This is a genomic window from Methylobacterium sp. yr668 (assembly GCF_900116245.1).
Lineage (GTDB): Bacteria > Pseudomonadota > Alphaproteobacteria > Rhizobiales > Beijerinckiaceae > Methylobacterium.
Map to the genome: position 1 here is coordinate 13,481 of NZ_FOZY01000030.1, position 24,722 is coordinate 38,202.

General features: G+C 72.0%; 27 protein-coding genes. 16 read left to right on the forward strand and 11 right to left on the reverse strand.

All coding sequences use genetic code 11. From position 1 onward, the window contains the following. Positions 1-84 precede the first annotated feature (84 nt). The 4 genes from BM419_RS25775 to BM419_RS25790 form a co-directional block, all read right to left on the reverse strand. Positions 85-432 (reverse strand): hypothetical protein, encoded by a 348-nt coding sequence (locus tag BM419_RS25775; RefSeq protein ID WP_091928103.1) that lies wholly within the window; start codon positions 430-432, stop codon positions 85-87. 168 nt (positions 433-600) lie between these two features. Then, the gene (locus tag BM419_RS25780) at positions 601-903 is read right to left on the reverse strand and encodes a hypothetical protein (RefSeq protein WP_020094369.1); all 303 of its coding nucleotides are present in this window, start codon (positions 901-903) and stop codon (positions 601-603) included. Between the two features lie 143 nt (positions 904-1,046). Further along, positions 1,047-1,769 (reverse strand): hypothetical protein, encoded by a 723-nt coding sequence (locus BM419_RS25785; RefSeq protein WP_042671737.1) that lies wholly within the window; start codon positions 1,767-1,769, stop codon positions 1,047-1,049. Between the two features lie 158 nt (positions 1,770-1,927). Beyond that, positions 1,928-2,554 (reverse strand): DUF1134 domain-containing protein, encoded by a 627-nt coding sequence (locus BM419_RS25790; RefSeq protein ID WP_091928104.1) that lies wholly within the window; start codon positions 2,552-2,554, stop codon positions 1,928-1,930. Positions 2,555-2,768: 214 nt separating this feature from the next. Here BM419_RS25790 and BM419_RS25795 point away from each other — a divergent pair, with 214 nt between their 5' ends. Next, positions 2,769-3,290, forward strand: a complete 522-nt coding sequence (locus tag BM419_RS25795; RefSeq protein WP_244540861.1) for a YHS domain-containing (seleno)protein — start codon at positions 2,769-2,771, stop codon at positions 3,288-3,290. Here the strand turns inward: BM419_RS25795 and BM419_RS25800 are convergent. Continuing rightward, positions 3,271-4,143 carry a 3'(2'),5'-bisphosphate nucleotidase CysQ family protein gene (locus BM419_RS25800; protein WP_091928106.1) on the reverse strand — a complete coding sequence of 291 codons (873 nt, stop codon included), beginning with the start codon at positions 4,141-4,143 and terminating at the stop codon, positions 3,271-3,273. The two genes, BM419_RS25795 and BM419_RS25800, sit on opposite strands and share 20 nt — an antisense overlap. A gap of 72 nt (positions 4,144-4,215) precedes the next feature. Beyond that, entirely contained in the window at positions 4,216-7,245 is a 3,030-nt protein-coding gene (locus BM419_RS25805) for a bifunctional [glutamine synthetase] adenylyltransferase/[glutamine synthetase]-adenylyl-L-tyrosine phosphorylase (protein WP_244540862.1), read from the reverse strand. A gap of 407 nt (positions 7,246-7,652) precedes the next feature. Between BM419_RS25805 and BM419_RS25810 the strand changes: the two genes are divergently transcribed. The 6 genes from BM419_RS25810 (at position 7,653) to BM419_RS25835 (ending at position 14,388) form a co-directional block, all read left to right on the forward strand. Then, positions 7,653-8,363, forward strand: coding sequence for a histidine phosphotransferase ChpT (locus tag BM419_RS25810; RefSeq protein ID WP_091928107.1), 711 nt, complete (start codon positions 7,653-7,655; stop codon positions 8,361-8,363). 104 nt (positions 8,364-8,467) lie between these two features. Beyond that, positions 8,468-11,224, forward strand: a complete 2,757-nt coding sequence (locus tag BM419_RS25815; RefSeq protein ID WP_091928108.1) for a hybrid sensor histidine kinase/response regulator — start codon at positions 8,468-8,470, stop codon at positions 11,222-11,224. A gap of 105 nt (positions 11,225-11,329) precedes the next feature. Next, a complete protein-coding gene (locus tag BM419_RS25820; protein ID WP_020094377.1) occupies positions 11,330-11,848 on the forward strand; it encodes a chemotaxis protein CheW in 519 nt (172 codons plus the stop codon). A gap of 11 nt (positions 11,849-11,859) precedes the next feature. After that, positions 11,860-12,252: a response regulator gene (locus tag BM419_RS25825; protein ID WP_012320961.1), complete on the forward strand. Its 393-nt coding sequence runs from the start codon at positions 11,860-11,862 to the stop codon at positions 12,250-12,252. A 58-nt stretch (positions 12,253-12,310) separates the two neighbouring features. Next, positions 12,311-13,528 (forward strand): chemotaxis-specific protein-glutamate methyltransferase CheB, encoded by a 1,218-nt coding sequence (gene cheB / locus BM419_RS25830; RefSeq protein ID WP_091928109.1) that lies wholly within the window; start codon positions 12,311-12,313, stop codon positions 13,526-13,528. Further along, entirely contained in the window at positions 13,525-14,388 is an 864-nt protein-coding gene (locus BM419_RS25835; RefSeq protein ID WP_091928110.1) for a CheR family methyltransferase, read from the forward strand. The genes cheB and BM419_RS25835 overlap by 4 nt, the downstream gene beginning before the upstream one ends. Before the next feature lie 104 nt (positions 14,389-14,492). On the opposite strand, the gene BM419_RS32995 is transcribed toward BM419_RS25835, so the two are convergent. Further along, entirely contained in the window at positions 14,493-14,807 is a 315-nt protein-coding gene (locus tag BM419_RS32995; protein WP_244527049.1) for a hypothetical protein, read from the reverse strand. On the opposite strand from BM419_RS32995, the gene BM419_RS33000 reads away from it, so the two are divergent. The 4 genes from BM419_RS33000 to BM419_RS25855 all read left to right on the forward strand — a co-directional run bounded on the left by BM419_RS33000 (position 14,806) and on the right by BM419_RS25855 (position 18,507). Next, positions 14,806-15,210, forward strand: a complete 405-nt coding sequence (locus tag BM419_RS33000) for a hypothetical protein (RefSeq protein WP_244540863.1) — start codon at positions 14,806-14,808, stop codon at positions 15,208-15,210. The genes BM419_RS32995 and BM419_RS33000 overlap by 2 nt on opposite strands. Positions 15,211-15,402: 192 nt before the next feature. Beyond that, positions 15,403-16,419 carry an asparaginase gene (locus BM419_RS25845; protein ID WP_091682811.1) on the forward strand — a complete coding sequence of 339 codons (1,017 nt, stop codon included), beginning with the start codon at positions 15,403-15,405 and terminating at the stop codon, positions 16,417-16,419. A 347-nt stretch (positions 16,420-16,766) separates the two neighbouring features. Beyond that, positions 16,767-17,669 carry a tetratricopeptide repeat protein gene (locus BM419_RS25850; RefSeq protein ID WP_091928112.1) on the forward strand — a complete coding sequence of 301 codons (903 nt, stop codon included), beginning with the start codon at positions 16,767-16,769 and terminating at the stop codon, positions 17,667-17,669. Between the two features lie 304 nt (positions 17,670-17,973). Continuing rightward, positions 17,974-18,507: an isochorismatase family protein gene (locus BM419_RS25855; RefSeq protein ID WP_091928113.1), complete on the forward strand. Its 534-nt coding sequence runs from the start codon at positions 17,974-17,976 to the stop codon at positions 18,505-18,507. Between the two features lie 32 nt (positions 18,508-18,539). Here BM419_RS25855 and BM419_RS25860 read toward each other — a convergent pair whose 3' ends face one another. The 4 genes from BM419_RS25860 to BM419_RS25875 form a co-directional block, all read right to left on the reverse strand. Beyond that, entirely contained in the window at positions 18,540-19,136 is a 597-nt protein-coding gene (locus BM419_RS25860; protein WP_020094385.1) for a sigma-70 family RNA polymerase sigma factor, read from the reverse strand. After that, positions 19,133-19,390 carry a NepR family anti-sigma factor gene (locus tag BM419_RS25865; protein WP_042671734.1) on the reverse strand — a complete coding sequence of 86 codons (258 nt, stop codon included), beginning with the start codon at positions 19,388-19,390 and terminating at the stop codon, positions 19,133-19,135. The genes BM419_RS25860 and BM419_RS25865 overlap by 4 nt, the downstream gene beginning before the upstream one ends. 324 nt (positions 19,391-19,714) lie before the next feature. Further along, entirely contained in the window at positions 19,715-20,473 is a 759-nt protein-coding gene (locus BM419_RS25870; protein WP_020094387.1) for an SDR family oxidoreductase, read from the reverse strand. A gap of 17 nt (positions 20,474-20,490) precedes the next feature. Beyond that, complete coding sequence (locus BM419_RS25875; protein ID WP_042671735.1) at positions 20,491-21,705, reverse strand: ABC transporter substrate-binding protein; 1,215 nt, start codon at positions 21,703-21,705, stop codon at positions 20,491-20,493. A gap of 512 nt (positions 21,706-22,217) precedes the next feature. On the opposite strand from BM419_RS25875, the gene BM419_RS25885 reads away from it, so the two are divergent. From BM419_RS25885 to BM419_RS25895, 5 genes are all read left to right on the forward strand, one after another. Continuing rightward, the gene (locus BM419_RS25885) at positions 22,218-23,423 is read left to right on the forward strand and encodes a tyrosine-type recombinase/integrase (RefSeq protein WP_091928137.1); all 1,206 of its coding nucleotides are present in this window, start codon (positions 22,218-22,220) and stop codon (positions 23,421-23,423) included. Then, positions 23,420-23,860, forward strand: a complete 441-nt coding sequence (locus tag BM419_RS32050; RefSeq protein WP_139257116.1) for a hypothetical protein — start codon at positions 23,420-23,422, stop codon at positions 23,858-23,860. The genes BM419_RS25885 and BM419_RS32050 overlap by 4 nt, the downstream gene beginning before the upstream one ends. A gap of 129 nt (positions 23,861-23,989) precedes the next feature. Further along, positions 23,990-24,196: a helix-turn-helix transcriptional regulator gene (locus tag BM419_RS25890; RefSeq protein ID WP_091928138.1), complete on the forward strand. Its 207-nt coding sequence runs from the start codon at positions 23,990-23,992 to the stop codon at positions 24,194-24,196. 3 nt (positions 24,197-24,199) lie between these two features. Further along, positions 24,200-24,403, forward strand: coding sequence for a hypothetical protein (locus tag BM419_RS32055; protein WP_139257117.1), 204 nt, complete (start codon positions 24,200-24,202; stop codon positions 24,401-24,403). Further along, the gene (locus BM419_RS25895; protein ID WP_091928114.1) at positions 24,400-24,693 is read left to right on the forward strand and encodes a hypothetical protein; all 294 of its coding nucleotides are present in this window, start codon (positions 24,400-24,402) and stop codon (positions 24,691-24,693) included. The genes BM419_RS32055 and BM419_RS25895 overlap by 4 nt, the downstream gene beginning before the upstream one ends. Positions 24,694-24,722: the final 29 nt, after the last annotated feature.

Consider the following 24,722-nt stretch of genomic DNA (forward strand, 5'->3'; position numbering starts at 1 on the left):
GCGCGCGCCGGTGGCGGGGTCCGACCGAGTCCGAGCGGGGTCACCGGGCGCGCGGCACCGCGACGGCGTTCCGGCCTCCGCCCTCTACAGCAGCGGATCCAGAATGAAAGGCTCCTTCGGCACCCGGTAGCCGCGCCGCGCGCCGCGGCTGGTCTCGACCGGTGCCTCGGTGCCGCCCGGCGGGACCGCCGCCGCGGAGAGCTCGTCGCCGGCGCGCACCGAGGCCGGGTCCGGCTCCGGGGCGCCGCCGCCGAGGCCGACCGAGACCGGCAGCGTTCGCCGCCCGGTCGGCGCGTCCGCGCCGGTCTGCGCACCCGCCCGCGGGGCCGCCGTCTGGGGCGGCTCCAGCGCACCCCGCCGCCCGCAGGCGGAAGCCGCCAGGGCCACGAGGCCGGACACGGCGAGGAGTTTCAGGGCGGGTTTCGACAACATCGCGCGAGGGTCCGGCGGGCTCGGCACCGGCACGCGAGGGCCGGCGGGAGCGCTACCTTAGCCGTTGCCGCGTCCCGGCGCGAGCGCCCGTCCGCCACAGGCCGGCCGCGGCGCATGGTTGGGGCCCGTTCCCGCGGCTCCCGGCCCGGCCTCGACAGCCGGAAGGCGTCAGCCCCGACGCTCCTTGCCGCCCTGCGAGCCCTGCCGGTTCTTGGCGGGGGCGTTCTGCTGCTGCTCGGCCTCGTAGGCGTCGATCGCCCGGCGGCAGTTCTCGCTGAGCTTCTTCCAGTTCTTCTGGAAGCAGGCATCGGTGGCCGGATCGTCGGGGGCCAGGTTGCCGCAATAGGTCAGGTAGTCCCCGGTGCAGTACTTCTTCAGGGTCTCGTTGCCGCGCTTCGTCTGCTGCGCGGCTGCCGGCAGCGTCAGGGCAACGGCCGCCGCGACGGCGAGGACGATCGGCTTCAGGCGCATGGGTATCCGTACCATCTGTCGAAGTTGTGAATGCAGGACGCGTCGGCGATGCGATGATGCCTTTGCGTGGTCGAAACAAGGCAGTCATCGCAGGTTTTCGGTTGCGTTCCGGTCGCCAAACCCCGTTTCGGGGGTGGATCGGCTCAGACCCGCTCGGGTTCCGGCATCGCCGCCGCGGTCCGCGGCATCCGGCCCGGGGCCGTGAGGGCCTCGGCGACCTCGACGATTCGCCGGCGGAGATCGGCGTTCTCGCGCTCGATGCCGGCCTGCCGGTCCGGCGACAGGTTTCCGGCCCGGTCGTGGCGTTCGTTCTGGCGGTCGGCCACGGTCAGGGCCAGAGCTTCCTCGGCCGCCTTCAGGCTCGCGCGCAGGTCGTCGCGCTCGGCCGCCAGCGCGGCGGCGTCCGGTGCCGGCGCCGCGCCCTGCCGGAGCGCCAGGAGACTGTCGAGCAGGTCGGCATGGGCGTCCTCGAGAGCCTGGAGCGTGGCGAGGCTCGCGCTCCCGTCCTCCCGCGCCAGCGTCAGCTCGGTCTCCAGCTCCCGGGTCTTGGCCTGGGCCTGGGCGATCTCGGCGTCGCGGGCAGCGACGTCGCGCGCCAGGGCGGCGACCCGCATCGTCCCGGCCCCGATCGCCGCCATGTCGGCCTGCCGCCGCGCCTCGACGGTCTCGACCCGGCGCTCCAACCGGCGCTGCTGCACGGCAAACTGCGCGCGCAGGAAGTCGCGCTCGGCGGCGATCTCGGCCGGCGACAGGGGCAGGCGCGCCTCGGCCCGCCGACGCTCCAGGCGCGCGGCGCGGGCATTCAGGGCCGGCAGAAGCAGCAGGCCGCACAAGCTCGCCGCCAGGAAGCCCAGCGCGAAGATCATCACCGTTTCGATCACGAGGGTGCAGCCCGCGCATCCGGCCGGAAAACCCGACCCAACTCCACTCTAGCCCAGGTTGGCCGCGAGGGTGAAATCCCGCGGGGCCGGTCAATCAGAACGCGTTCCGACGCCGTCCCGGATCAAGGCCGGCTCAGGCCGGATCAGAACGGGTTCCACGTCGGCTCACGGGTGAACTTCAGATAGCCGACATTGATCCCGAGCCGCGCGCCGACGCCGCTGCGGATCGGCACGACGATGACCCGGTCGTTGACCACCGCGGTCATCCCGAAGCCGCCCACCAAGTAGGCGGAGCCGTCGACGCCGGCGAAGCGGCGGTACAGGTCGCGCACGTTGGGCAGGTTGTAGACCAGCATCATGGTGCGGGCGCCGTCGCCGCCGACATCGAAGCCGAGGGACGGGCCCTGCCAGTAGATGCGCCGCTTGCCGGCGTTGCGGGTGTAGAGCGTGCCCTCGCCGTAGCGGACGCCCGCCACCACGGCGCCGCCGCCCTCCTGGCCGAGGATGTAGCCGTTGGGCTCGCCCCAGCGCCGGCCCGCCTCCTCGACGGTGAGCGCGAGGCCGCGCGACACCGTACCGAAGAACCGGTGGCCGGATTCCACGATCTCGCCGGGACGGAAGGTCTCGGGCGTGTCGAGATCCTCGCCGGCCGCGCGGGCCGCGCCCGCGGCGCCGAGGAGGGAGCCGCTGAGGGGCGCACCCAGCGCCAGGCCGAGGCCCGCGCGCAGGAGGGTGCGGCGGTCGGTGCCGCGATCGTCTCGTGCCGTCATCGTTGCCTCCTCGCCCGGTTCGATTAACGGTTCGTGCGATGGACCTGTGCCGCTCTGTCCCGCCGGGCCGGCAGAGGCCGCGCCGGGCGGATGAGTCGGACCAGCTTCTGAGGGAATCCGCAAGATGTGGTTAACGCGTCCTGACCCCGCACTCCGCACGGCCGGGCGGTCGGGCGCGGGCGTCCCGCGTGCGGCGCTCACGCTCGCGCGGGCGGTGGGGCTGTCAGCCGCGCTGTCAGCCGCGCTGGCGGCCCTGCCGGCGGTGGCCCCCGGCCGCGCCGCCGCGGAGGAGGGCCTGACGGCCCGGACGCGGATCGAGCTGCTGACGCTCAACGGCTTCGACCCGGTCAGCTACTTCCTGGAGGGCGGGCCGCAGGCCGGTCTGGCCCGGTTCGAGCTGTCCTGGGGCGGCCAGGTCTGGCGCTTCTCCAGCGGCGCCAACCGCGCCGCCTTCCGGGACGACCCGCCCGCCTACGCGCCGCGTCTCGGGGGCTACGACGCCGCCGGGATCCTGGATGGCCGGCTGGTGGACGCCGATCCCCTGGTCTTCGCGGTGATCGACGAGCGCCTCTACCTGTTCCGGGATGCCGGGCGCCGCGCCCGGTTCCTGGCGGAGCCCGGTCTTGCCCGGCAGGCGGAGGCGGCCTGGCCGGCCGTGCGCCGCCTGCAGGATGTCCCGCCCGACGCCTCGCCCGACGCCTCGCCCAAGGTGCCGCCTACGGATGCGCCGCGCTGAGCGCCGCCGCCGGCCGGTCGCTCGCGCGGGCCGGCAGGGCGAGCCGCGGGGCCAGGGCGGGGTCCCCGAGGGCCGCGAAGGGACCGTTGCGGTGATCGGGTCCGTGCTGGCCGTAGCGGATCGGGCCGCCGCCCGGCACCACCACGCAGCCGCCCGCCGCCGCGACGATGTGGTCGCCCGCGGCCGTGTCCCATTCCATGGTCGGGCCGCAGCGGACGTAGATGTCGGCCTCGCCTGCGGCGATCAGCCCGAACTTCAGGGCGGACCCGACCTGGCGCGTCTCCACCACCGGCAGCGCCGCCAGGCAGGTGGCGGTCTCGGGATCGCCGTGCCGCCGGCTGCCCAGGGCGACGAGGCCCGTCCCCGGCGCCGCCCGCGCGCGGACCGGCCGCCCGGCCCCCGGCCGGCCCGCGATCACGGGGCCCTCCAAGGTCGCAGGGCCGGCCCACCAGACGCGGCCGAGGCCGGGGGCCGCCAGCGCGGCCGCCACCGGGCGGGCGCCAGACACCAGCGCGATGTTGACCGAGTAGTCCGGCGTCCCGGCGAGGAAGTCGCGCGTGCCGTCCAGGGGATCGACGAGGAAGAAGAGATCGGCGGGGCGGGTCGCGTCGCTCTGGGCGCGCTCCTCGGCCACGACCGCGATCCCGGGGAAGCGCCCGGCGAGGGCCTCGACGATCAGGTCCTCGGCCTCGACGTCGGCAGCGCTGGAGGGTGAGCCGTCCGGCTTCAGGGCGTGGGGGCAGGGACCCCGGTGGTAGCGGCGCAGGATCTCCCCCGCCGCGCAGGCCATCTCGGCGAGCGCCGCGGCGATCCGCTCACGCTCCGGTCCCGAGATCGTCGCCGCGCCCATCATGATGCCTCCCGACACCGCCCTGAATGCCCGAGCGGGGGGTGAATGTCGACGGCCACCGGCCGGAGCGCCGCCTCATTGGCGCTCCGGCAGCTCCCGCGCGGCGGCCGGCATCCGAACCGTCCGCCGGATCCGCGCCAGCAGGGCCTGGCTCCGGCGGCGGTGGCGGCGCAGCTCCGCCGCGAGGCCGCGCGCGTCCGGGAGGCCCACCGCCTTGGCGATCTGCCGGGACGCGGTCTCGGACGGTTCCGCGGCGGGATCGGTCATCACGAGCCGCTGCCACTGGTAGACGGCGTCGAGGAAGCCGTAGGTCTCGGCGAGGGCCTCGCCCGCCGCCGCGGGCAGGAGGCCGCGCGCCGCCGCCTCGCGGAAGAGCGACTCCGCGCCGAGGCCGATGCAGCCGGGCCAGTCGCGTGCCTGGCTCAGCACGATGGCCTGGGCGAGGAAGTCGAGGTCGAACAGCGCGCCGGGGGCGAGCTTCAGGTCGTAGGGGCCGGCATGGCCCCGCTCCCGCGCGACCAGGGCCCGCATCGCGCCCGCCTCGGCGCAGACGGCGGCGGTCTCGCGCGGCTGCCGGAGGATCCCGGCGATCGCGGCCGTGACGTCGGCCGCCAGGGTGGCGTCGCCGGCGACGACCCGGGCACGGGCGAGGGCCATGTGCTCCCAGAGCTCCGCCTCGCCGCCGTGATAGGCCGCGAAGCCGCTGAGTTGCACGGCGGGCGGGCTGTGGCTGCCGTAGGGCCGCAGCCGCAGGTCGACCGCGTAGAGCCGGCCGCGCCGCGTGGCCGTGGTGAGCGCCGCGAACACGCGCTGCGCCAGACGGTTGTAGGCCACCACGGCGTCGAGGGGACGCCGTCCGTCGCTGGTGCGGTTCTCCGGGTCGAAATCGTACAGGAACACGAGGTCGAGGTCGGATTCCGCGCTGAGCTGGCGGGATCCGAGGCGGCCGAGCGCCAGGATGCAGCAGCGCCCCGCCGGCACCGCGCCGTGGTCCAGGGCGAATCGGCGCTCCTCCGCCTCCAGGCTCAGCGCCACCGTGGCCTCGGCGATCGCCGCGTAGGCCTCCCCGGCCTGGCGCGGGGTGAGGATGCCCGACAGCAGGCGGGCGCCCGTAACGAAGGCCATCTGTCGGGTGGCGTCCCGGCAGCGGTCGAGGCTCTCCTCGTGGCTTGCCGGCTGGCCCAGGAGCGACCGGTACTGCGCGCGGACCTCGTCGGGATCCGTGGTCGGCGTCACGAAATCGGCGTCGAGCACGGTGTCGAGGACGTGCGGGCTCAGGCCGACCGTGTCGGCGAGGCGCGGCGCCGTCCCCAGGATGTCGGCGAACAGCAGGCGCAGGCGCTCGTGCGAGCGCAGGATGGCGAGGAGTTCGGCCACCGCGGGCATCCGCGCGAAGGCCCGGTCGAGGGCGAGGAGCGCCGCGTCGGGGTCGGCGGTGCCGCCGAGCGCGCGCAGCAGCGCCGGGAGCATCTCGGCGAGGATCTCCCGGGCCCGGCCGGTCCGCAGGGCCGGGCGGCGCCCGAGATGCCAGCCCTGCACGGTCTCCCAGGCCAGGGGCGGATCCCGGAACCCGAAGGCGCCGAGCCGCGCCAGGGTCTCGGGATCCGGCTCGCTCTCGCCGAAGACCAAGGCGGTGCCGTCGGCGCCGGCCTCCGGCTCCGCCTCGAACAGCAGGGCGTAGTGCGCCTGGACCCGGCCGGCATGGTGGAGCAGGGCCGCCTCGAAGGCGGGCAGGTCGGGGAAGCCCGCGAACAGGGCGAGCGCGGTCAGCGCCTCGGTCCCGGTGGGCAGGCGCTGGGTCTGCTCGTCCCGGATCATTTGGATCCGGTGCTCGAGGGTGCGCAGGAACGCGTAGGCCGCGGAGAGCTCGTCCCGGGCCCGCCCGTCGATCCAGCCCTCCGCGACGAGCTCGCCGAGCATCGCCACGGTCCGGCGGCCCCGCAGGGCCGGTTTGCGGCCGCCGAAGACGAGCTGCTGGGTCTGGACGAAGAACTCGATCTCCCGGATGCCGCCGCGGCCGATCTTGATGTCGTGGCCGCCGACCGCGATGGTCTCGTGGCCGCGGACCATGTGGATCTGCCGCTTCAGGGCGTGGATCTCGGCGATGGCCGGGAAGTCGAAGTGCCGGCGCCAGATGAACGGCGCGAGTTCCGCCAGGAAGGCCTCGCCGGCCGGGATGTCGCCGGCGATCGGCCGGGCCTTGATGAAGGCCGCGCGCTCCCAGTTCTGGCCGAGCGTCTGGTAGTAGTCGAAGGCGAAGCCGGTGGAGAGCGCCACCGCGGTCGAGCCCGGGTCCGGCCGCAACCGGTAGTCGATGCGGTGGACGTAGCCGTCGGCGGTCCGGTCGGCCAGGAGCTTCACCAGCCCCTGCGCCAGCTTGACGAGGAAGGGCTTCGGATCGCCCCCGGTCGCCGCGGCGGCGGGCTCGGCCTCGTAGAAGACGACGAGGTCGATGTCGCTGGAGTAGTTCAGCTCGCAGCCGCCGAGCTTGCCCAGGCCCAGGACGATCAGGCCCGAGCCGTCCTGCGGCGCCTCCGGATCCCTGGGCCGGTACCGCCCGGCCGCCATCCCCTGCCGGAGGAGCGCCTCGACCGCCCCGCTCACCGAGGCGTCGGCGAAGGCCGACAGGGCGCCGGTCACCGCGTCGAGGTCCCAGCAGCCGCCGAGATCCGCCAGGGCGACCAGGAGGGCGTGGGCCTCCCGGTTGGCGCGCAATTGCCGGCCGACCTCGGCGAGGTCGGGATTCGCCCCGCAGGCGGCGCCGACGGCGCGCTGCCGCGCGATGATATCCCGGCTCGCCGCGTCCGGCGGCTGATCCAGCAGGGCGACGAGCCGCTCGGGCGACCGGGTGGCCGCCCGCCAGAGGAAGGGGGAATGATCCGCCAGCCCGAGGAGCAGGTCCCGGCAGGGCGGCGTCAGGAAGCCGGCCGGCAGCGCCGGCGCGAGCTCGGCGAGCCGGGCCCGCGCGGCGTCGGGGTCGGCGAGCCCGAGCTGGGGGCGCAGGCCCGCGCGCAGCGGCGTGGCTGACCCGGCGGCCGCTCCCTTCGCCGCTCCCTTCGCGGGGGCCTTCGCCGGTCCGTTCGGGAGACCGGTCTCATCTTTCATGCCGCATCCTCCCTGGCGCGACGGGGCCGGCATCGTAGCCGACCGGGCCGCCCGTGTCCGGTCCGGCGCGCATGGCTTGCGGCGCCCGCCGCGCGTTCGCGATGCGGCCAGGACCGGGCAGCGGCGACGCGTTCGCGGCCGCGCGGGCCCGGAATCGGGGGCCGTCCCGGCCTTCCGTCCGATCCGGTAACGCTTTTCAAAGCCGACCGTGGCGTCTATCCGTGCGGACCGGTCGTCGCCCCCGGTCCGGCCCGCGGGCCGCGCGGGATCCCTTCGGGCGACTCGATCGCCGCAGGGGCGGCCGAGGACCGGGCGACCGAGAACCGGGCGGCCGGGAACCGGCAGCCCCAATCGGGGCCCCGGCCCGCAGACGTCCGCACCTCAGATCCGCCCGCCCGGAGCGCACCATGTCCTCCCCGACCTCGCCCACCCTGACTCTCGACGGCCTCGACCTCGCCGCCCTGCTCTGCTCCCGCGTCTGCCACGACGTGATCAGCCCCGTCGGCGCGATCGTGAACGGGCTCGAGGTCCTGGAGGACGACCAGGACGAATCGATGCGGACCTTCGCCCTGGAGCTGATCGGGAAGAGCGCCCGCCAGGCCTCGGCGCGGCTGAAATTCGCCCGCATCGCCTTCGGGGCCGCCGGCTCGGCCGGCGCCTCGATCGACCTCGCCGACGCCGAGAGCGTGGCCAAGGGCATGTTCTCCGACGACAAGACCAAGCTGACCTGGAGCGCCCCGCAGGCCCTGTTCCCGAAGAACAAGGTCAAGCTCCTACTCAATCTCGTGATGGTCGCCACCTCGGCGATTCCCCGGGGCGGCCTGATCGACGTAGTCGTCTCCGGCGACGGCGAGGCGCCCACGCTGGTGCTGAAGGCCAAGGGCTCGCATGCCCGCATCCCGCCCCACGTCGAGGAGCTGATGGCCGGCAGCCCCGAGAGCGGCACCGTCGACGCCCACGGCATCCTGCCGTTCTACGCCGGTCTCGTGGCCCGGGCCGCCGCCATGGATGTCCGCTTCGCTATCGAGGGCGATGAAGTGACTATCACCGCCACGCCCGCAGTGATCGACGCGCCCGAAGGCCGCGATGGAGAGGCTTCGGACACGGCGCTGGCGTGAAACTCTGAAAAAGGTGCCGCGCGGGGCCGGGATGGAAACGCTTCCCTAACCCCGCGCGAGTAAGTAGGTTGCGCGAGACCTTCTCCGCGTAACGAGTAGCGCCTATGGACGACCTGCTTCGCGAGTTTCTGACCGAGAGCGGGGAGCATCTCGACACGGTCGATGCAGAATTGGTTCGATTCGAACAGGATCCGAACAACGAGACTATTCTGCGGAACATTTTCCGACTCGTTCACACGATCAAGGGAACCTGCGGGTTCCTCGGCCTCCCGCGGCTGGAAGCTCTGGCGCACGCTGCCGAGACCTTGATGGGTCGCTTCCGCGACGGGCTGCCCGCCACGTCGAATTCCGTCACCCTGATCCTGCTGACGCTGGACCGGCTGAAGGCGATCCTGGCCGATCTGGAGGCCACCGGCACGGAGCCCGCGGGCTCGGACGACGACCTCATCTCCGCCCTGGAGCGCATGGCCGAGGGCTCGCCCGAGCCGGAGGCCGCCGCCCCGCCGCCGCCGCCCGAGCCGGTCCTGCCCGATCCGGTGGTCCGCGAGCTGAAGCCCGGCGAGGTCTCCCTCGACGACCTGGAGGCCGCCTTCCTGGCCGCTCCCGGTCCGGACGAATCGGACTTCCTCCCGCCGCCGGCCCCCGTGGCCGCGATGCCCGCCCCCGCGGCCGCCGTCGCCCCGGCGCCCGCGCCCGCCGTCAGCGCGGCGCCCAAGGCCGAGAAGAAGCCCGAGCCCGTCGAGGCCGAGAAGACCGAGAAGGCCGAGCCGGCGCGCGCCGAGAAGGTCGAGGGCGCCGAGGGCGAGACGACCGCCGCCGCCAAGAACCAGACCATCCGGGTGAACGTCGACACGCTCGAACACCTGATGACGATGGTCTCCGAGCTGGTGCTGACCCGCAACCAGCTCCTCGAGATCGCCCGCCGGCACGAGGATTCGAGCTACAAGGTTCCGCTGCAGCGCCTGTCGCACGTCACCGCCGAGCTGCAGGAAGGCGTCATGAAGACGCGCATGCAGCCGATCGGCAACGCGTGGCAGAAGCTGCCGCGCGTGGTGCGCGACCTCTCGGCCGAACTCGGCAAGCAGATCGACCTCGTGATGGTCGGCAACGAGACCGAGCTCGACCGCCAGGTCCTCGAGGTCATCAAGGACCCGCTGACCCACATGGTCCGCAACTCGGCGGATCACGGCCTCGAATCGACCGCCGAGCGCGTGGCGGCGGGCAAGCCCGCCCGCGGAACGATCCGCCTCGCCGCCTACCACGAGGGCGGCACGATCACGATCGAGATCGCCGACGATGGCAAGGGCCTGAACCTCGCGGCCATCCGCAAGAAGGCGGCGGAGCGCGGCCTCGCCTCCCAGGCCGATATCGAGCGGATGACCGACGCCCAGGTCGCCAAGTTCATCTTCCACGCCGGCTTCTCGACGGCGGCGGCGGTGACCTCGGTCTCGGGCCGCGGCGTCGGCATGGACGTGGTCAAGACCAACATCGAGACCATCGGCGGCCTGATCGACATCGCCACCACCGCGGGTCGCGGCACCACCTTCACCATCAAGATCCCGCTGACGCTGGCGATCGTGGCCGCCCTGATCGTCCGGGCCGGCGAGCACCGCTTCGCCCTGCCGCAGGTGGCGGTGCTGGAGCTGGTCCGGGTCGATGCCGGGGCGCAGCGGGTCGAGCACATCAACGGCGCGCCGGTGCTGCGCCTGCGCGAGCGGCTGCTGCCGATCGTCTCGCTCACCGGCCTGCTCGGCCAGACGAGCCCGGGCGCGGAGACGGACCAGGCCGGCTTCGTGGTGGTCGCCCAGGTCGGGCGCGAGCGCTTCGGCATCCTCGTCGACGAGGTCTTCCACACGGAGGAGATCGTCGTGAAGCCGATGTCGGTGAAGCTGCGGCACATCCCGATGTTTGCCGGCAACACGATCCTCGGCGACGGCGCCGTGGTGCTGATCGTCGATCCGAACGGCGTGGCCCGTCAGGTGGCGCAGGGCGTCCAGGGCAGCGGCGGCCACATCGACGCCGACGCCGACGAGGCCGTCGAGATGGCCGACACCAAGACCACGCTCCTGGTGTTCAAGGGCGGCCAGGGCAGCTTCAAGGCGGTGCCGCTGTCGCTGGTCACCCGTCTCGAGGAGATCGAGTGCGCCAAGGTCGAGTGGCTCGGCGGCCGCGCGCTGATCCAGTACCGCGGGCGCCTGATGCCCCTGGTCCCGGCCGACGCGGCGATCACCATCAAGTCGGAGGGGACGCAGGCCCTGGTGGTGTTCTCCGACGGCGAGCGCGCCATGGGTCTCGTGGTCGACGAGATCGTCGACATCGTCGAGGAGCGCCTCGACATCGAGATCGCGGCCGACCGGTCGGACCTGATCGGCTCGGCGGTGCTGCGGGGCCGGGCGACCGACATCATCAACATCGCCCACTTCCTGCCGCTGGCCTACGACGACTGGGCGCGCGGCCTGAAGCGGCCCGAGCAGATCTCCACGGTCCTTCTGGTCGACGACTCGGCCTTCTTCCGCGACATGCTGAGCCCGGTGCTGAAGGCCGCGGGCTACCAGGTGGTCACGGCGTCGAGCGCCGAGACGGCCCTGTCGACCCTCCAGTCCGATCTGCAGATCGAGGTGGTGGTCACCGACCTGGAGATGCCGGGTCGCAGCGGCTTCGACCTCGTCGCCGCGATGCGGCGGGCCGAGCCGCGCCTCGCCGGGCTCCCGGTGATCGGCCTCACCGGCGCGATCGGCGCCGACGCGGTGGAGAAGGCGCGGGCGCTGGCGATCAGCGACCTCGTGGCGAAGTTCGACCGCAGCGGCCTGATCTCGGCGCTGGCCGAGATCGGCGCCGCCACGGTGTCGAAAGCCGCCTGAGCCGCCGCGCCGCCCGCCCCGGGCGATCGACCCCGGCCGATCGCTCCAAGCCGATCGACCCAGGCCGATCGCGACGATCGCGACGAACGAATCCGGAGAGTTCCGATGCAGGCTGCCAACGCCAACACCAGCGGCGCCACCACCAACGGCGCCGAGACCGGCGCCACCGACGACTTCGTCACGGTCTTCGTCGGCGAGACGCTGTTCGGCCTGGCGATCGAGCGGGTCCACGACGTCTTCGTCCCGTCGGGCGTGACGCCGGTTCCCCTGGCGCCGGCCGAGATCGTCGGCCTGCTGAACCTGCGCGGCCGGGTCGTGACGGCCATGAGCCTGCGCCGGCGCCTGGGCCTGCCGGACGCGGAGGCCGAGGCGGACGGCAGCAAGGCCAGCCCGAAGATGGCGATCGGCCTGGAGCAGGCCGGCGAGACCTTCGCGCTGGTGGTCGACGGCGTCGGCGAGGTGCTCAAGCTCGGCGCCGACAGCCGCGAGGCGGTGCCGATCAACCTGGATCCGCGCTTCCGCGACCTCGCCACCTGCGTCCACCGCCTCGACGGGCGGCTCCTGGTGATCCTCGACGTGGACGCGCTCCTCGGCTTCACGCCCGCCGGCGCCAAGGCGGCTTGAGGGAGAGGTCGATGAAGGCGCCCCACGAGACCACCTGCCTGGTGGTGGACGATTCCGCGGTGATCCGGAAGGTCGCCCGGCGGATCATCGAGGATCTCGGCATGAACGTCAGCGAGGCCGAGGACGGCAGCGCCGCCCTCGAAGCCTGCGCGGCCAGCATGCCGGACGCGATCCTGCTCGACTGGAACATGCCGAACATGGACGGCTACGCGTTCCTCCAGGCCCTGCGCCAGAGCGAGGGCGGGGGCGCGCCGAAGGTCCTGTTCTGCACCACCGAGAACGACGTCGGGGCGATCGCCCGCGCCCTCCGGGCGGGGGCCGACGAGTACATCATGAAGCCCTTCGACCGCGACATCCTGACGGCCAAGCTCGAACAGGTCGGACTCGTCGCCGACGCGGCCTGATCGCCTGCTCCCTGACCCGCGGCCCGAGCCCCGCGACCCTGCACCCGAGGCAATCATCATGGCCCTGAGTCCCGCGGTCGCCCCGCTGCGCACGCCGCCAACCCAGAGCACGACCTCATCGGCCACGGCGATCCGTGTCCTGGTGGCCGACGACTCGGCCGTGGTGCGCGGCCTCGTGGCACGCTGGATCGGCGAGGCCGGGTTCGAGCTCGTCGGCACGGCCTCGAACGGCCGGATCGCCCTCGAGCTGATGGCCAAGCACGACCCGGACGTGGTCCTGCTCGACATCGAGATGCCGGAACTCGACGGCACGACCGCGCTGCCGCGCATGCTCGCCATGAGCCCGAGCGTGCAGGTCGTGATGATGTCGACGCTGACGACGCGCAACGCCGACATCTCGCTGAAATGCCTCGCCCTCGGCGCGGTGGACTACATCGCCAAGCCGGAGAGCAGCCGCGGCGTCACCACCTCGGACACGTTCCGGGTCGAGCTGATCGAGCGGGTTCGCGTATTCGGCTCCGCCCGCGCGCGGAACCGGCGCCCGGTCACCGCGCCCGCGGGCCACGCCCCGGGGCATCACGCCGCCCCCGCGCCGGCGGCCGCGCCGGCCGCGGCGCATCCGGCGCCGGCCGCCGCGGCGCGCCCCGCGACCCCCTTCACCCTGCGGCCCAAGGTCCGCACCCGGACCCAGCCCCGGGCCCTTCTGATCGGCTCCTCCACGGGCGGGCCGCGGGCCGTGGGCGAGATGCTGGAGGGCATCGGCGCGGCCGCCCTGCGGCGCCTGCCGGTCCTGATCGTCCAGCACATGCCGCCGATCTTCACGGCGGTCTTCGCCGAGCACCTGTCCACCCGCACCGGGCTCCCTGCGGCCGAGGGCAAGGCCGAGGAGCGGGTCGAGCCGGGCCGCATCTACGTGGCCCCGGGCGGCCGCCACATGGGGCTGGCCGCCGGGGCCGGCGGCCCGATCATCAAGCTCACCGACGGCCCGCCGGTGAATTTCTGCCGTCCCGCGGTCGACGTCCTGTTCAAGGACGCGGCGGTGGTGTTCGGCGCCGCCACCGCGACCGTGATCCTCACCGGCATGGGCTCGGACGGGACCAACGGCGCCCGGGCGCTCACCGAGGCCGGCGGCCCGGTCCTCGCCCAGGACGAGGCCACCAGCACGGTCTGGGGCATGCCGGGCAGCGTCGCGCGGGCCGGGCTCGCCGAGGCCGTGCTGCCGCTGCCCGAACTCGCGACGGCGCTGCGCGCCATGATCACGGGGCAGCCGGCATGACCGAACTCGAGTTCGAATTCCTGCGCACCTTCCTGAAGCAGCGCTCCGGCCTCGCGCTGACGCCGGAGAAGCGCTACCTCGTGGAGAGCCGGCTGACCCCGGTCTGCCGCCGCTTCGGGCTCGCCAGCCTCGGCGACCTGATCGGCACCCTCAAGCTCGCCCAGAACAGCACGATCGAGCGGGCCGTGGTCGAGGCCATGACCACGAACGAGACCTTCTTCTTCCGCGACCGGATCCCGTTCGACCTGTTCCGCGACACGCTCCTGCCCGACGTGCTGGTGCGCAATGCCGGCCGTCGCCGGCTGCGGATCTGGTGCGCGGCGGCCTCCACCGGGCAGGAGCCGTACTCGCTGGCCATGCTCCTCCAGGAGGCGGCGCCGCGGCTCGCCGGCTGGCAGGTGGAGATCGTCGCCACCGACCTGTCGACCGAGGTGATCGAGAAGGCCAAGCTCGGGCTGTACAGCCATTTCGAGGTCCAGCGCGGCCTGCCGGTGCAGTGGCTGATCAAGTACTTCACCCAGGTCGGCGAGCAGTGGCAGATCGCCCAGAGCCTGCGCAGCATGGTGGATTACCGGCAGCTCAACCTGCTGCACAGCTTCGCCTCGCTGGGCCAGTTCGACGTGATCTACTGCCGCAACGTGCTGATCTACTTCGACGCGCCGACCAAGTCGGACGTCCTGGCGCGGCTCGCGGCGCAGCTCGCCCCGGAGGGCGCGCTCCTGCTCGGCGCCGCCGAGACGGTGATCGGCCTGACCGACCGGCTGTCGCCGAACCCGAAGCATCGCGGCCTCTACGGCCACGCCGAGGCCGCGGCGCGCCCGGCCGAAGCGGCGCCGCTGCGCATGGCCGCGAGCCTCTGAGCGGCGCGATCGGGGTTCTTCCCGGCCGCGCCGACGCGGCCGTCCCGTCACCGAGGCCGTCCCCTCACCGCAGCGGGGATCCGGGCGATCGCGGAAACGCGGCCTTAAGGATCGCGTGGGTAATTTGCACACGGACCCGCCGCCGGGCGAATCCGGCTCATCCGTGACCCGAGCCCCCCAATGAGTACCGTCTCATCCACCGCGACAGCGCAGCTCGCCGCGCAGCGATGGTCGCCGCCGCCGTCGCCCAAGACACAGATGTCGGACACGATCAGCAGCGCGCTGTCGGCCGGCACGATCAGCAGCACTGACGCGACGGCGCTCACGAGCGCCCTGAGCAGCATCGATTCGAGCCTGTCGTCGGACAGTTCGGCCTCGAGCAGCACCGCGACAGGGTCGAAGCTCGATCCGTCCTCCATGAAGGACCGGATCGACGGCCTGATCGCCGATCAGGTCAGCAGCGGCAGCCTCACCGCCGACCAGGCCACGGAGCTGAAGAACCTGTTCGCCAGCCACGGCCGGAGCACCCAGAGCACCGACGCCGCGGGCGACGAGACCGGCGCCGTCGCCGGTCCGGACGGCCCGCCGCCCGGGCCCCCGCCCGGCCCGCCCCCGGGAGACGCCGCCGCGGGCGGCGCCGGGACTGGCATGTCGGCCTCCGCGTCGGCGACGACCACCTCGGCGGCGGGGACGACGAACGACCTGCTGTCCACCTTCATCCAGCAGCTCCAGAGCAGCCAGTCGGGCAGCGCCGGCTACGGGGCGAGCGGCACCGCCAACAGCGGCACCGTCTCGGCGCTCCTGCTCGACTTCCGCAGCTGAGGCCGCGGCCCGTCCCGGCGAGGGGCCGGGGCGCGAGGTCGGGGCGCGAGGTCGGGGCGCGAGGTCGGGGCGCGAGGTCGGGGCTCGCTCGGCGGGCCTCCCGCCCGGCGCATCGCCCGCCTGCGCGCGGCGGGGTCGACCCCGGCCGCGCGACGCGGCATCACGGCGTCGGACAGGGTCGGGAGAGACGGCATGGCGGCAGGATCGGGGACCGGGTTGCCCAAGGTCGCGTTCATCGGCACGGGCGGGACGATCTCGTCCCTCGGCCGCGACGCCCTCGACATCCTCGACTACACCGCCACCGACCGGCGCCTCGAGGCCGGCGCGATCCTGGACGCCGTCCCGGAACTCGCGACGGTGGCCGCGGTGGTGCCGGTGCCGTTCCGGGCGGTCCCGAGCCCGGCGATCGGCTTCGCCGAGTGGCGCGACCTCGTGCGCCTGTGTGAGCGCCTCGCGGCGGAGCACCCGGATCTCGCCGGCATCGTCATCGGGCACGGCACCGCCACCCTGGAGGAGACCGCCTACGCCCTCGGCCTCACCCTGACGGTGGATCTGCCGGTGGTGCTGGTCGGCTCGCAGCGGCCGATGAGCGCCCTCTCCACCGACGCCAAGCTCAACCTCGTGGCGGCCGTGCGCACGGCCGCGGCGCCGGCCTCCCGCGGGCGCGGCGTGCTGGTGGTGCTCAACGACGAGATCCAGGCGGCCCGCGAGGTGACCAAGACCTCGGTGGCCCGGCTCCAGACCTTCCGGACCCCGGATTTCGGCGTGCTCGGCCACGTCGATGGCGAGTCCGTCCGCTACTACCGCCGCTCCGAGCGGGCGCACGCGCCGGGCACGCCCTTCGACATCCGGACCCTGCCGGCGCTGCCGCGGGTCGACGTCGCCTACGGGTACGCCGACGCCGACGGCACCGCGGTCCGGGCCTTCCTGGCCGCGGGCGCGCGCGGCCTCGTCGCGGCCGGTCTCGCGCCGGGCATGACCCCGCCCGCCGAGGCCGAGGCCCTGGAGGCGGCGGCAGCCGCCGGGATCGTGGTGGTGATGTCGACCCGGGCCGGCAGCGGCGTGGTCCCGCTCACCACCCGGCTGCGCAGCCGCGGCATCCTCAGCGCCGACAACCTCACCCCGCAGAAGGCCCGGATCCTGCTCGCCCTGGCGCTGACCGTCACGGCGGAGCCCGAGGCGGTGGCGCGGCTGTTCGCGACCTACTAGCGACGCGTCCCGGGACCGGTCGCCCGCCCCGCCGAGCCCTCAACGCCTCCTTCCGGCCGGTCCCGCACGGTCCCCGCCGCGCGCGAACCCTGTCGCGGCCCGTGGCGCGCGCCGGCGATGTCGGCCGACCATGCGGGCCGCATGTGCGATTTGGTCCAGAAAGTCCTGCCGGGCCCGGATAGGTCAAGGATCAGTCCGGTGCAGTCCAGCCGAAGGGTTTTTCGCCCGGAAGACTGTCAGCGGACGAAGAAGGTTCGGGAACACGCCTTCAGCATTGCGGAAGATGCTCGGGATCGGCTTCCGCGCAGGGCATGACGGTTCGCGTGCCCGCACAGGGATTCACGGCCATGCGCGCGACATCCATCGTCTCCATGTCTCTGGCGCTCTCGGTCCTGTCCGGGCTGGGCGCACAGGCGGAGACCGCCGGGAGCCTCTCCACGACGACGGCCGTCAGCGGCAGCGCCGCCGCGATGTACAATCTCGGAATCCTCTACATCAACGGCCAGGGCGTGAAGCAGGATTTCGGTACGGCCGGACGCTGGTTCGAGAAGTCGGCTGCCGGCGGTGACGTCGACGCCATGCTCAACCTCGGCAGCCTGTACTACAACGGCCAGGGCGTGAAGCAGGACTACGCCGCCGCGGCCGCGTGGTTCGAGAAGGCCGCCCTGGCGGGCAACGCCGAGGCCATGAACAACCTCGGCAGCCTCTACGATGCCGGCCAGGGCGTGACGCAGGACTACGCCACCGCGCGCAGTTGGTACGAGAAGGCGGCGGTCGCCGGCGCCGCGTCGGCCCTGTACAATCTCGGCCTACTCTACGCCAACGGTCAGGGCGTCGGGCAGGATTACGGCGCGGCCGCGTCCTGGTTCGGGAAGGCCGCCGCCGCCGGCAACGTTGACGCGATGAACGCCCTCGGCAGCCTGCACCTCAACGGTCAGGGCGTGAAGCGGGACGCCGCGGCCCGCCGCTGGTTCGAGCGGGCGGTCGCCGGCGGCAACGTGGACGCGATGAACAACCTCGGCAGCCTCTACCTGAACGGCCAGGGCGTGAAGACGGACGCCGCCGCGGCCCGCCGCTGGTTCGAGAAGGCGGCCGCCGCCGGCCACGCGGAGGCGATGAACAATCTCGGTTTCCTCTACGTCAACGGTCGCGGGGTGAAGCAGGATTTCGAAGCCGCCCGGCGGTGGTTCGAGAAGGCCGCCGGCGGCGCCGCGGCGGCGAACATCCCCGGCGACATCGCGCTCCGCTAGAGCCGTTCCCTGTCGGTTCGGGACGGAGGTGATCGCCGGGCCCGTGCCGAACGAGGCACCGGTGCCCTCTTCCGCGAGGGAGAGGGGGCCTGGCGCGGCTGCCGGGACCGGAGTTGCCGCCCTTCCCAACCGTCGCAAAACGATCGGGAGCGGCTCTTGGGCGGGGTCGCGGTCGGGGCGCGCACGTGTCATGCCTGCGGGCGCGGTCCCCACCGGACCGGATGGGGCGAGGATACGGCTCGGATGGGGCCAGGATGGGCCCCCTCCGTCTCCGACGCGACCCGTCCGCAGGGACCAGACATCGATGCCGCTGATCGACCCCGCCCGCTCGCTCCTCCTCGTCATCGACGTTCAGGCCCGGCTGATGCCGACGATCGCGGAAGGGGACGGGGTCGTCGCCAATGCGGGCCGCCTCCTCGCCGCCGCGCAGCTGCTCGACGTCCCGGTCCTGGTCACCGAGCAGAATGCCGGCGGCCTCGGGCCGACCGTGCCGGCCCTGGCGCCCGAGCCCGGGACGGCTTTCGCGAAGATGAGCTTCGGCGCGACCCGGACGCCCGGCTTCCTCGAGCGCCTGCCCGCGGACCGCGACCTCGTGGTCAGCGGCTGCGAGGCGCATGTCTGCGTGCTGCAGACGGTTCTCGGGCTGCGCGAGTCCGGCCGCCGCGTCGCCGTGGTGGCCGACGCCGTGGGCTCGCGGCGGATCGAGAACCGGGAGGCGGCGCTCGCCCGTATGGCGGCCCACGGCACCGAGATCGTCACGACCGAGATGGTGGCGTTCGAGTGGCTCGGCACGGCGCGGCACAGGCGGTTCCGCGACGTCGTCAGGCTCATCAAGTAGGCGCCGCGGCGGTCCTCGCAGCGGCGCGCGCCTCAGGAGCCGTCGAGGGCCGCGCGGGTCTGCGGATCGGGTCCGATGTCGTCGGTGCCGGTCATGCCCAGCACCTCGATCAGGCGGGTCCGGGCGCGGCTGACCCGGCTCTTGATCGTGCCCACCGCGACGCCGCAGATGGCCGCGGCCTCCTCGTAGGTGAAGCTCTGGGCGCCGACCAGGACCAGCGCCTCGCGCTGGGCCGGCGGCAGCCGGTTCAGCGCGCTCTGGAACTGCGCCATCTCCATCCGGATCTCCTGCTCGGGGAGGGCGGTCAGGCGCCCGGCATGGAGGCCGTCGGCGTCCTCCACCTCGCGCTTGCGCTTGCGCTGCTCCGAGTAGAACAGGTTCCGCAGGATCGTGAACAGCCACGCGGTCAGGTTGGTCCCGCGGCGGAAGCTTGCGGCGTTGACCCAGGCGCGCACGAGCGTGTCCTGCACGAGGTCGTCCGAGCGGTCGAGGTCGTAGGTCAGCGAGAACGCGAAGGCCCGCAGCGCCGGGATCGCCCCCAGCAGGAGGTCGCGCATCTCCGCGTCGGCGCCCCGGGGGGCCGGACCGGATCCGCTCCCCGCGGGGGCGGCTTGCAGCATCAGGGTCATCGCGAGGCCTCCGTGTCGGAGTGTGCGGCGAGCTCGTCGAGCAGCGTCCGGAGCCGGTCCGGGATCGGCAGGGCCAGGACGCCCGCGTAGTGCAGGCGCAGGCCGCGCCCGATCCGGTCCCGCGCGCCGTCGTCGATCGGCCGGCCGGGTCCGCCGACCGGCACCGGGCGTGATGCGGCCGCGGCGCCCGGTCCGGCCGGGTCCGCCGCGCCGGCGGAGCCCGGAATCCCTGGATCGTCCTCGGTCCCTGACATGGTCGCGCCCCCCGGTCGTGCGCGATGGGGCCCCGAGGGGCCCGGCGGTCCGCCGGACCGTTGTCCCCATCGGTTCGGCGAAGACGCGTCTCATCGCCTTCCGGCAGCGCTGGTAAGCGCGACGGATTTAATCGGTTCTGAACCCCGCATTCATCCAATTTTAATCTTAAAATAGCCCAGCTTGCGCCGAGTTTAGTCCATAAAGTCTCAGATACAATTCAGAAATACTTGTGTTCAGCTTGGCCGTGGCGACACTCGTCCTCCGTGCCTGAACGCGGGATGAGCGCACCGCGCCCCCGGCCAAGCGCGCCGCGACGGCCCCGCTCAGAGCTTCACGCCCTCGAGATAGCCGCGGTTCCAGGTCGGGCTGATCAGGATCTCGTTGACGCAGACGGAGGCCGGCAGGCGGGCGACGAACAGAATCGTCTCGGCGAGATCCTCCGGCTGGAGCATGCGCCCGCGATCCTCCGCGGTGACCGGGACTGGCCGCTTGTCGAGGAGGGGCGTCGCGACCTCGCCGGGGCAGATGCAGCAGGACCGGATGCCGTGCCCGCACTCCTCTTGGTTCAGGCTCTCCGAGAGCGCCACGAGCCCGTGCTTGGCGGCGGAATAGGCCGGTCCCGTCAGCTTGGAGACGTAGCGGCCGGCCCAGGAGGAGACGTGAATGATCAGGCCGCTCCGCTGCGCCCGCATGGTCGGCAGCACCGCCCGCGCCGCGTAGAAGGGGCCGTTGAGATTGACGCCGACCACGGCGTCGATCCCGGCCGGCGTGATCTCGCTCCAGCCGCGCCGCGGCACGTTGAGGCCCGCCGAGTTCACCAGCAGGTCGCAGCGCCGCCACGCGGCGTGAACCGCCTCCCAGGCGCGCTGCACGTCGTCGGCCACGCCCATGTCGGCCGGGGCGACCAGCGCCTCGCCGCCCGCCGCGCGGACCATCTCCGCGGTGCGCGCGAGGGCCTCCTGACCCCGTCCGGTGAGCGCGACCCGCATGCCGGCCCGCGCCAGCGCCACGGCGGCCGCCTGCCCGATCCCGGATCCGGCCCCCGTCACCCAGGCGGCCTGCCCTTCGAGCGCGCGCATCATGGCGTTCGGCTCCCGCCCTACGGCTTGGCGACGAGCGGGCAGCCGCCCTCGGCGAGGGGGCGGAAGGCCTGCTCGGCGGGGATCGTCTCCAGCACCTTGTAGAGGTCCCACGGGCCCTTCGACTCGGACGGCGCCTTCACCTCGAACAGGTACATCGGGTGGATCTTGCGCCCGTCCGCCCGGACCACACCCTTGCCGAACAGCGGGTCGTCGGTCGGGTTGGCCTTCATCCAGGCCATGGTCTTCTGCGGGTCCGTCGACTTCGTCGCCGCCACGGCCTTCAGGTAGTGCAGGAGCCCGGCATAGACGCCCGCGTGGTTCATCGTCGGCATGCTGTTGCCGTTGCGCGGGTAGAAGCGCTCCGAGAAGGCCCGGGTCTCCGGGTTGAGATCCCAGTAGAACGACTCGGTCAGCACGAGGCCCTGCGCGGTCTGCAGGCCGATCGCGTGGACGTCGACGGCGTAGATCAGCAGGGCGGCGAGCTTCTGGCCGCCGTCGGTCAGCCCGAACTCGTGCGCCTGCTTGACCGCGTTGACCGTGTCGCCGCCCGCGTTGGCCAGACCCACAACCTTCGCGCCCGAGGCCTGCGCCTGCAGCAGGAACGAAGAGAAGTCCGTGGCGGGGAACGGGACCCGCGCGGCGCCCAATACGCGCCCGCCGCCCGTATCGATCACGGCCTTCGCCTCGTTCTGAAGGGAGAGCCCGAAGGCGTAGTCGGCGGTGAGGAAATACCAGGTGTCGCCGCCGCGCTTGAGCATGGCGCCGGCCGTGCCGTGCGCCAGGGCGTAGGTGTCGTAGGTCCACTGGATCGTGTTCGGCGAGCACTGCTTGCCGGTCAGCTCCGTGGTGCCGGCCCCCGAGTCGATGAAGACCTTGTTCTTCTCGCGGGTGACCTGACTCACCGCCAGCGCAACCGAGGAGGTCGGCACGTCGAGGATCGCGTCCACGCCGTCGCGGTCGTACCACTGGCGGGCGACGGCGGCGCCGATATCGGGTTTGTTCTGGTGGTCGGCCGAGACGATCTCGACCTGCACGCCCGGCTCGGTCTTGGCGAAATCCTCGACCGCCATCTGCGCGGCGACGACGGAGCCCTTGCCGCCGGTATCGGCGTAGACGCCCGACATGTCGTTGAGGACGCCGACCTTGACGCGGATCGGCTCGGCAACGGCCGGCCCGGCGAGCGCGGCGAAGCCGATCGCGACCGAGAGCACGCAACTCCGGATCGACGCCATGGCAGACCGTCCTCCGCGGCAGTTTCTGTCTTTCGGCCAGGAGGGCACGCTGGCATCCCAGCGTCAAGCAGCGGTCCGCGACCGGATCCGGGAGCGGTGAGACAGGCCGGCGCCGGATGTGTCGCGGCGGCGGTGCCGACGGAATCGGGCCGGAACTCCCACCCGAGACCGGCCCGTCGCGACATCGGGATCGGCGCGGTGGCGCGGCCTCAGCCGACGCGCTGTGCCGGACGACGGTCACGCCCCACGGGCGCGAGGCCCGGCCTCGGCGATCGAATGTCGTGGTGCCGGCGGAGGGGATCGAACCCCCGACCTTCGGTTTACAAAACTGACGAAATACCATCTCGCAGCCTAACACAGCCTCACAGCGTGCGGCATATATAAGCCGTTGTGAAAGATTGTTTTTTCCGGAGTGTTGGCTAATGTTAATCACGGAGCCTAACAGGGCCAAACGCGCCTCGGGTGTTACCCTGGTGATACCCCCAGAAGGCCAGCGGTTTCGGAGCGAGGTCATGCCGAAGGCGCTCACGGTCAGAGGGATTGAGGCCTTGAAGGGCGGACCGGTCCGGACCGAGGTCCCGGACGGTCTGATCCCTGGCCTCTATCTCGTCTGCCAGTCGTCAGGTGTGAAATCCTGGGCCGTCCGCTACCGCGCTGGCGGCCGGACCCGGAAGCACACACTCGGTCGCTACCCAGCCATCGATCTCGCGAACGCCCGCGAGATTGCTCGGCGCACTCTCGTGGCAGTCGCATCGGGCCGTGATCCCGCTGCCGACAAGGCCGAGGCGCGGCGCTTGGCTGGCGAACTGGCCGGGCCCGCACGGGATCGCTTCGACGCTGCGGCTGCACTGTTCATCGAGCGCTATGCCAAGGCCAACACGAAGGAGCAGACCTGGCGGGAGAGCGAGCGGCTGCTCGCGACCCATGTCCTGCCGCTCTGGCGCGCCCGCCGAGTACAGGAGATCGCAAAGCGTGACGTTGTCGAACTGATGGATGCCATCGTCGACCGCGGTGCGCCGGTCTCCGCTAACCGAACCCTCGCGGTAGTACGGCGCATGTTCGGGTGGCTGGTCGAGCGCGGCGTGATCGTCGCCAATCCCTGCGCGGACGTGAAGGCGCCGACGGCGGAGAAGAGCCGGGACCGCGTCCTGTCCGATGTCGAGCTGCGAGCTATCCTGCAGGCCTGCGACAGGCTCAACGAGCCGTTCGGTGCGCTGATCAAGCTGCTGGCGCTCACCGCTCAGCGCCGTGACGAGGTGGGCCAGATGACTTGGCGGGAGGTGGACCTCAATGCGCGGCTCTGGACGATCCCGAAGGAGCGGGCGAAGAACGGGATCGCGCACGACGTGCCGCTCTCCGACGCGGCAGTGACGGTGTTGACCGGGGTCCGCCGCATCGCGGGCAGCCGAGGCTTGGTGTTCACCACCACAGGCGAGACGCCAGTCTCAGGCTTCAGCAAGATCAAGAAGCGCCTCGACGACGCCGTACCGGATGCGCCGCCATGGGTGCTGCACGACCTGCGCCGCACCGCTGCTTCGGGCATGGCGCGGCTCGGAGCTAATCTGCCGGTGATTGAGAAGGTCCTGAACCACACGTCCGGCTCTTTCGGGGGTGTGACCGGGATCTATCAGCGCCACCATTTTGCGGATGAGAAGCGGGCGGCGCTGAATGCGTGGGCGGCGCATGTCGAGGCGATCGTCGGCAAGGAGGCTCGGTGAGCGACAAGCCCGACATGAAGGCGTTGGCCGAGCAGGTGCGAGCGTTTGCTCAAACGCCGCGCATGCAGGAGCTTAGACGGCAGTTAGAGGCGCTTCAGCAGTCACCGCCGGAGCATATCCGCAAATTGCGGGAAGATCTCAAAGAGTTCAGTATTAGACAAAGAATGCAATTGGGCCAACGCGGTCAGTCTGGCGTTGAGCCATCGAAGCCTAAGAAGCGTTCTCGGGGACGTCCTCCCGGTGCGAAATACCCAGAAGATGCAGCGCTGGTCGCCGCAATGCATAGAGAAATACTGTCAACCGGAGCGAAAAAAATCCTGCCGATCGCTCGCAAATTCGCCAGTTCCGCAAAGGGCAGCTTTGAGGAAGAGAATAAGGCCCGCCGTCTAGAGCGAGCCTACCGCAAGCGCTTCGGATCAGCCGTGGAGAGAAAATAGCCGAATTTCTCTCCATATCAGCTGATTATTACTCCATAGAATTCAATTTTAAATCCTTCGCAATCCGCGGCGACCGCGAGCATGTTTGCTTTGCGGTGCGAGAGTTCGCGCGCGTTTGGAGGTGTGAAGATGAGCGAACGACAGAAGCTCTACTGCACCGCGACCCAGGTCCGCCGTCGCTATGGCGGGATCTCTGAGATGGGTCTGTGGCGCTGGATCCATGATGGGAAGATCGACTTCCCGAAGCCCGATCTGATCGTGAATGGCCGGCGACTCTGGAGCGAGGAAACACTCGACCGCTTCGACGCTCGCCTTTCGGTGAAGGAGGCCGCGTAGGCCATGAAGCAAGAAACCCGCGCATCGCGCGGGGCGATGGCGGGTCTCGAATTGTCTGCTGTGGCGGCTGACAAGTTCGTAGATACCGCGAAGCCCCTCACTCTTCAAGCATCCACGCTCGCAAAGCGCTTCGGGTTGACGCCAGCGGTGGCCAATCTTGTTGCCGAGCTGGCGCTCACCACCACAGATCGTTGGGGGCGCGCATGAGCGCCCCCACCCTCAATCCCGACGACTTCGAATTCGGCGACCCGAACAAGCTCCGCGCCTACATCGCCGAGCGGATGGCGGCCGTCGCCATGCGGGCCGATCTCGTCAACACCTACGCCGTTTTGGGCGACGACGCCGGGCTCCGGTACTCGATGCGCTGCGCCGCTGCCGAGTTTCGAGCTGCCCTGAACCTGCTCGGCGACCTGACCGAGCAGACCGAACGCGTGCGCCAGCGGCGACAGCCCTCGCCCGCTTCCCATCCCCAACCCAACTCGGAGGCGCGCCAATGAGAGCGCCACATTTTGCAGCCGAACTGGAC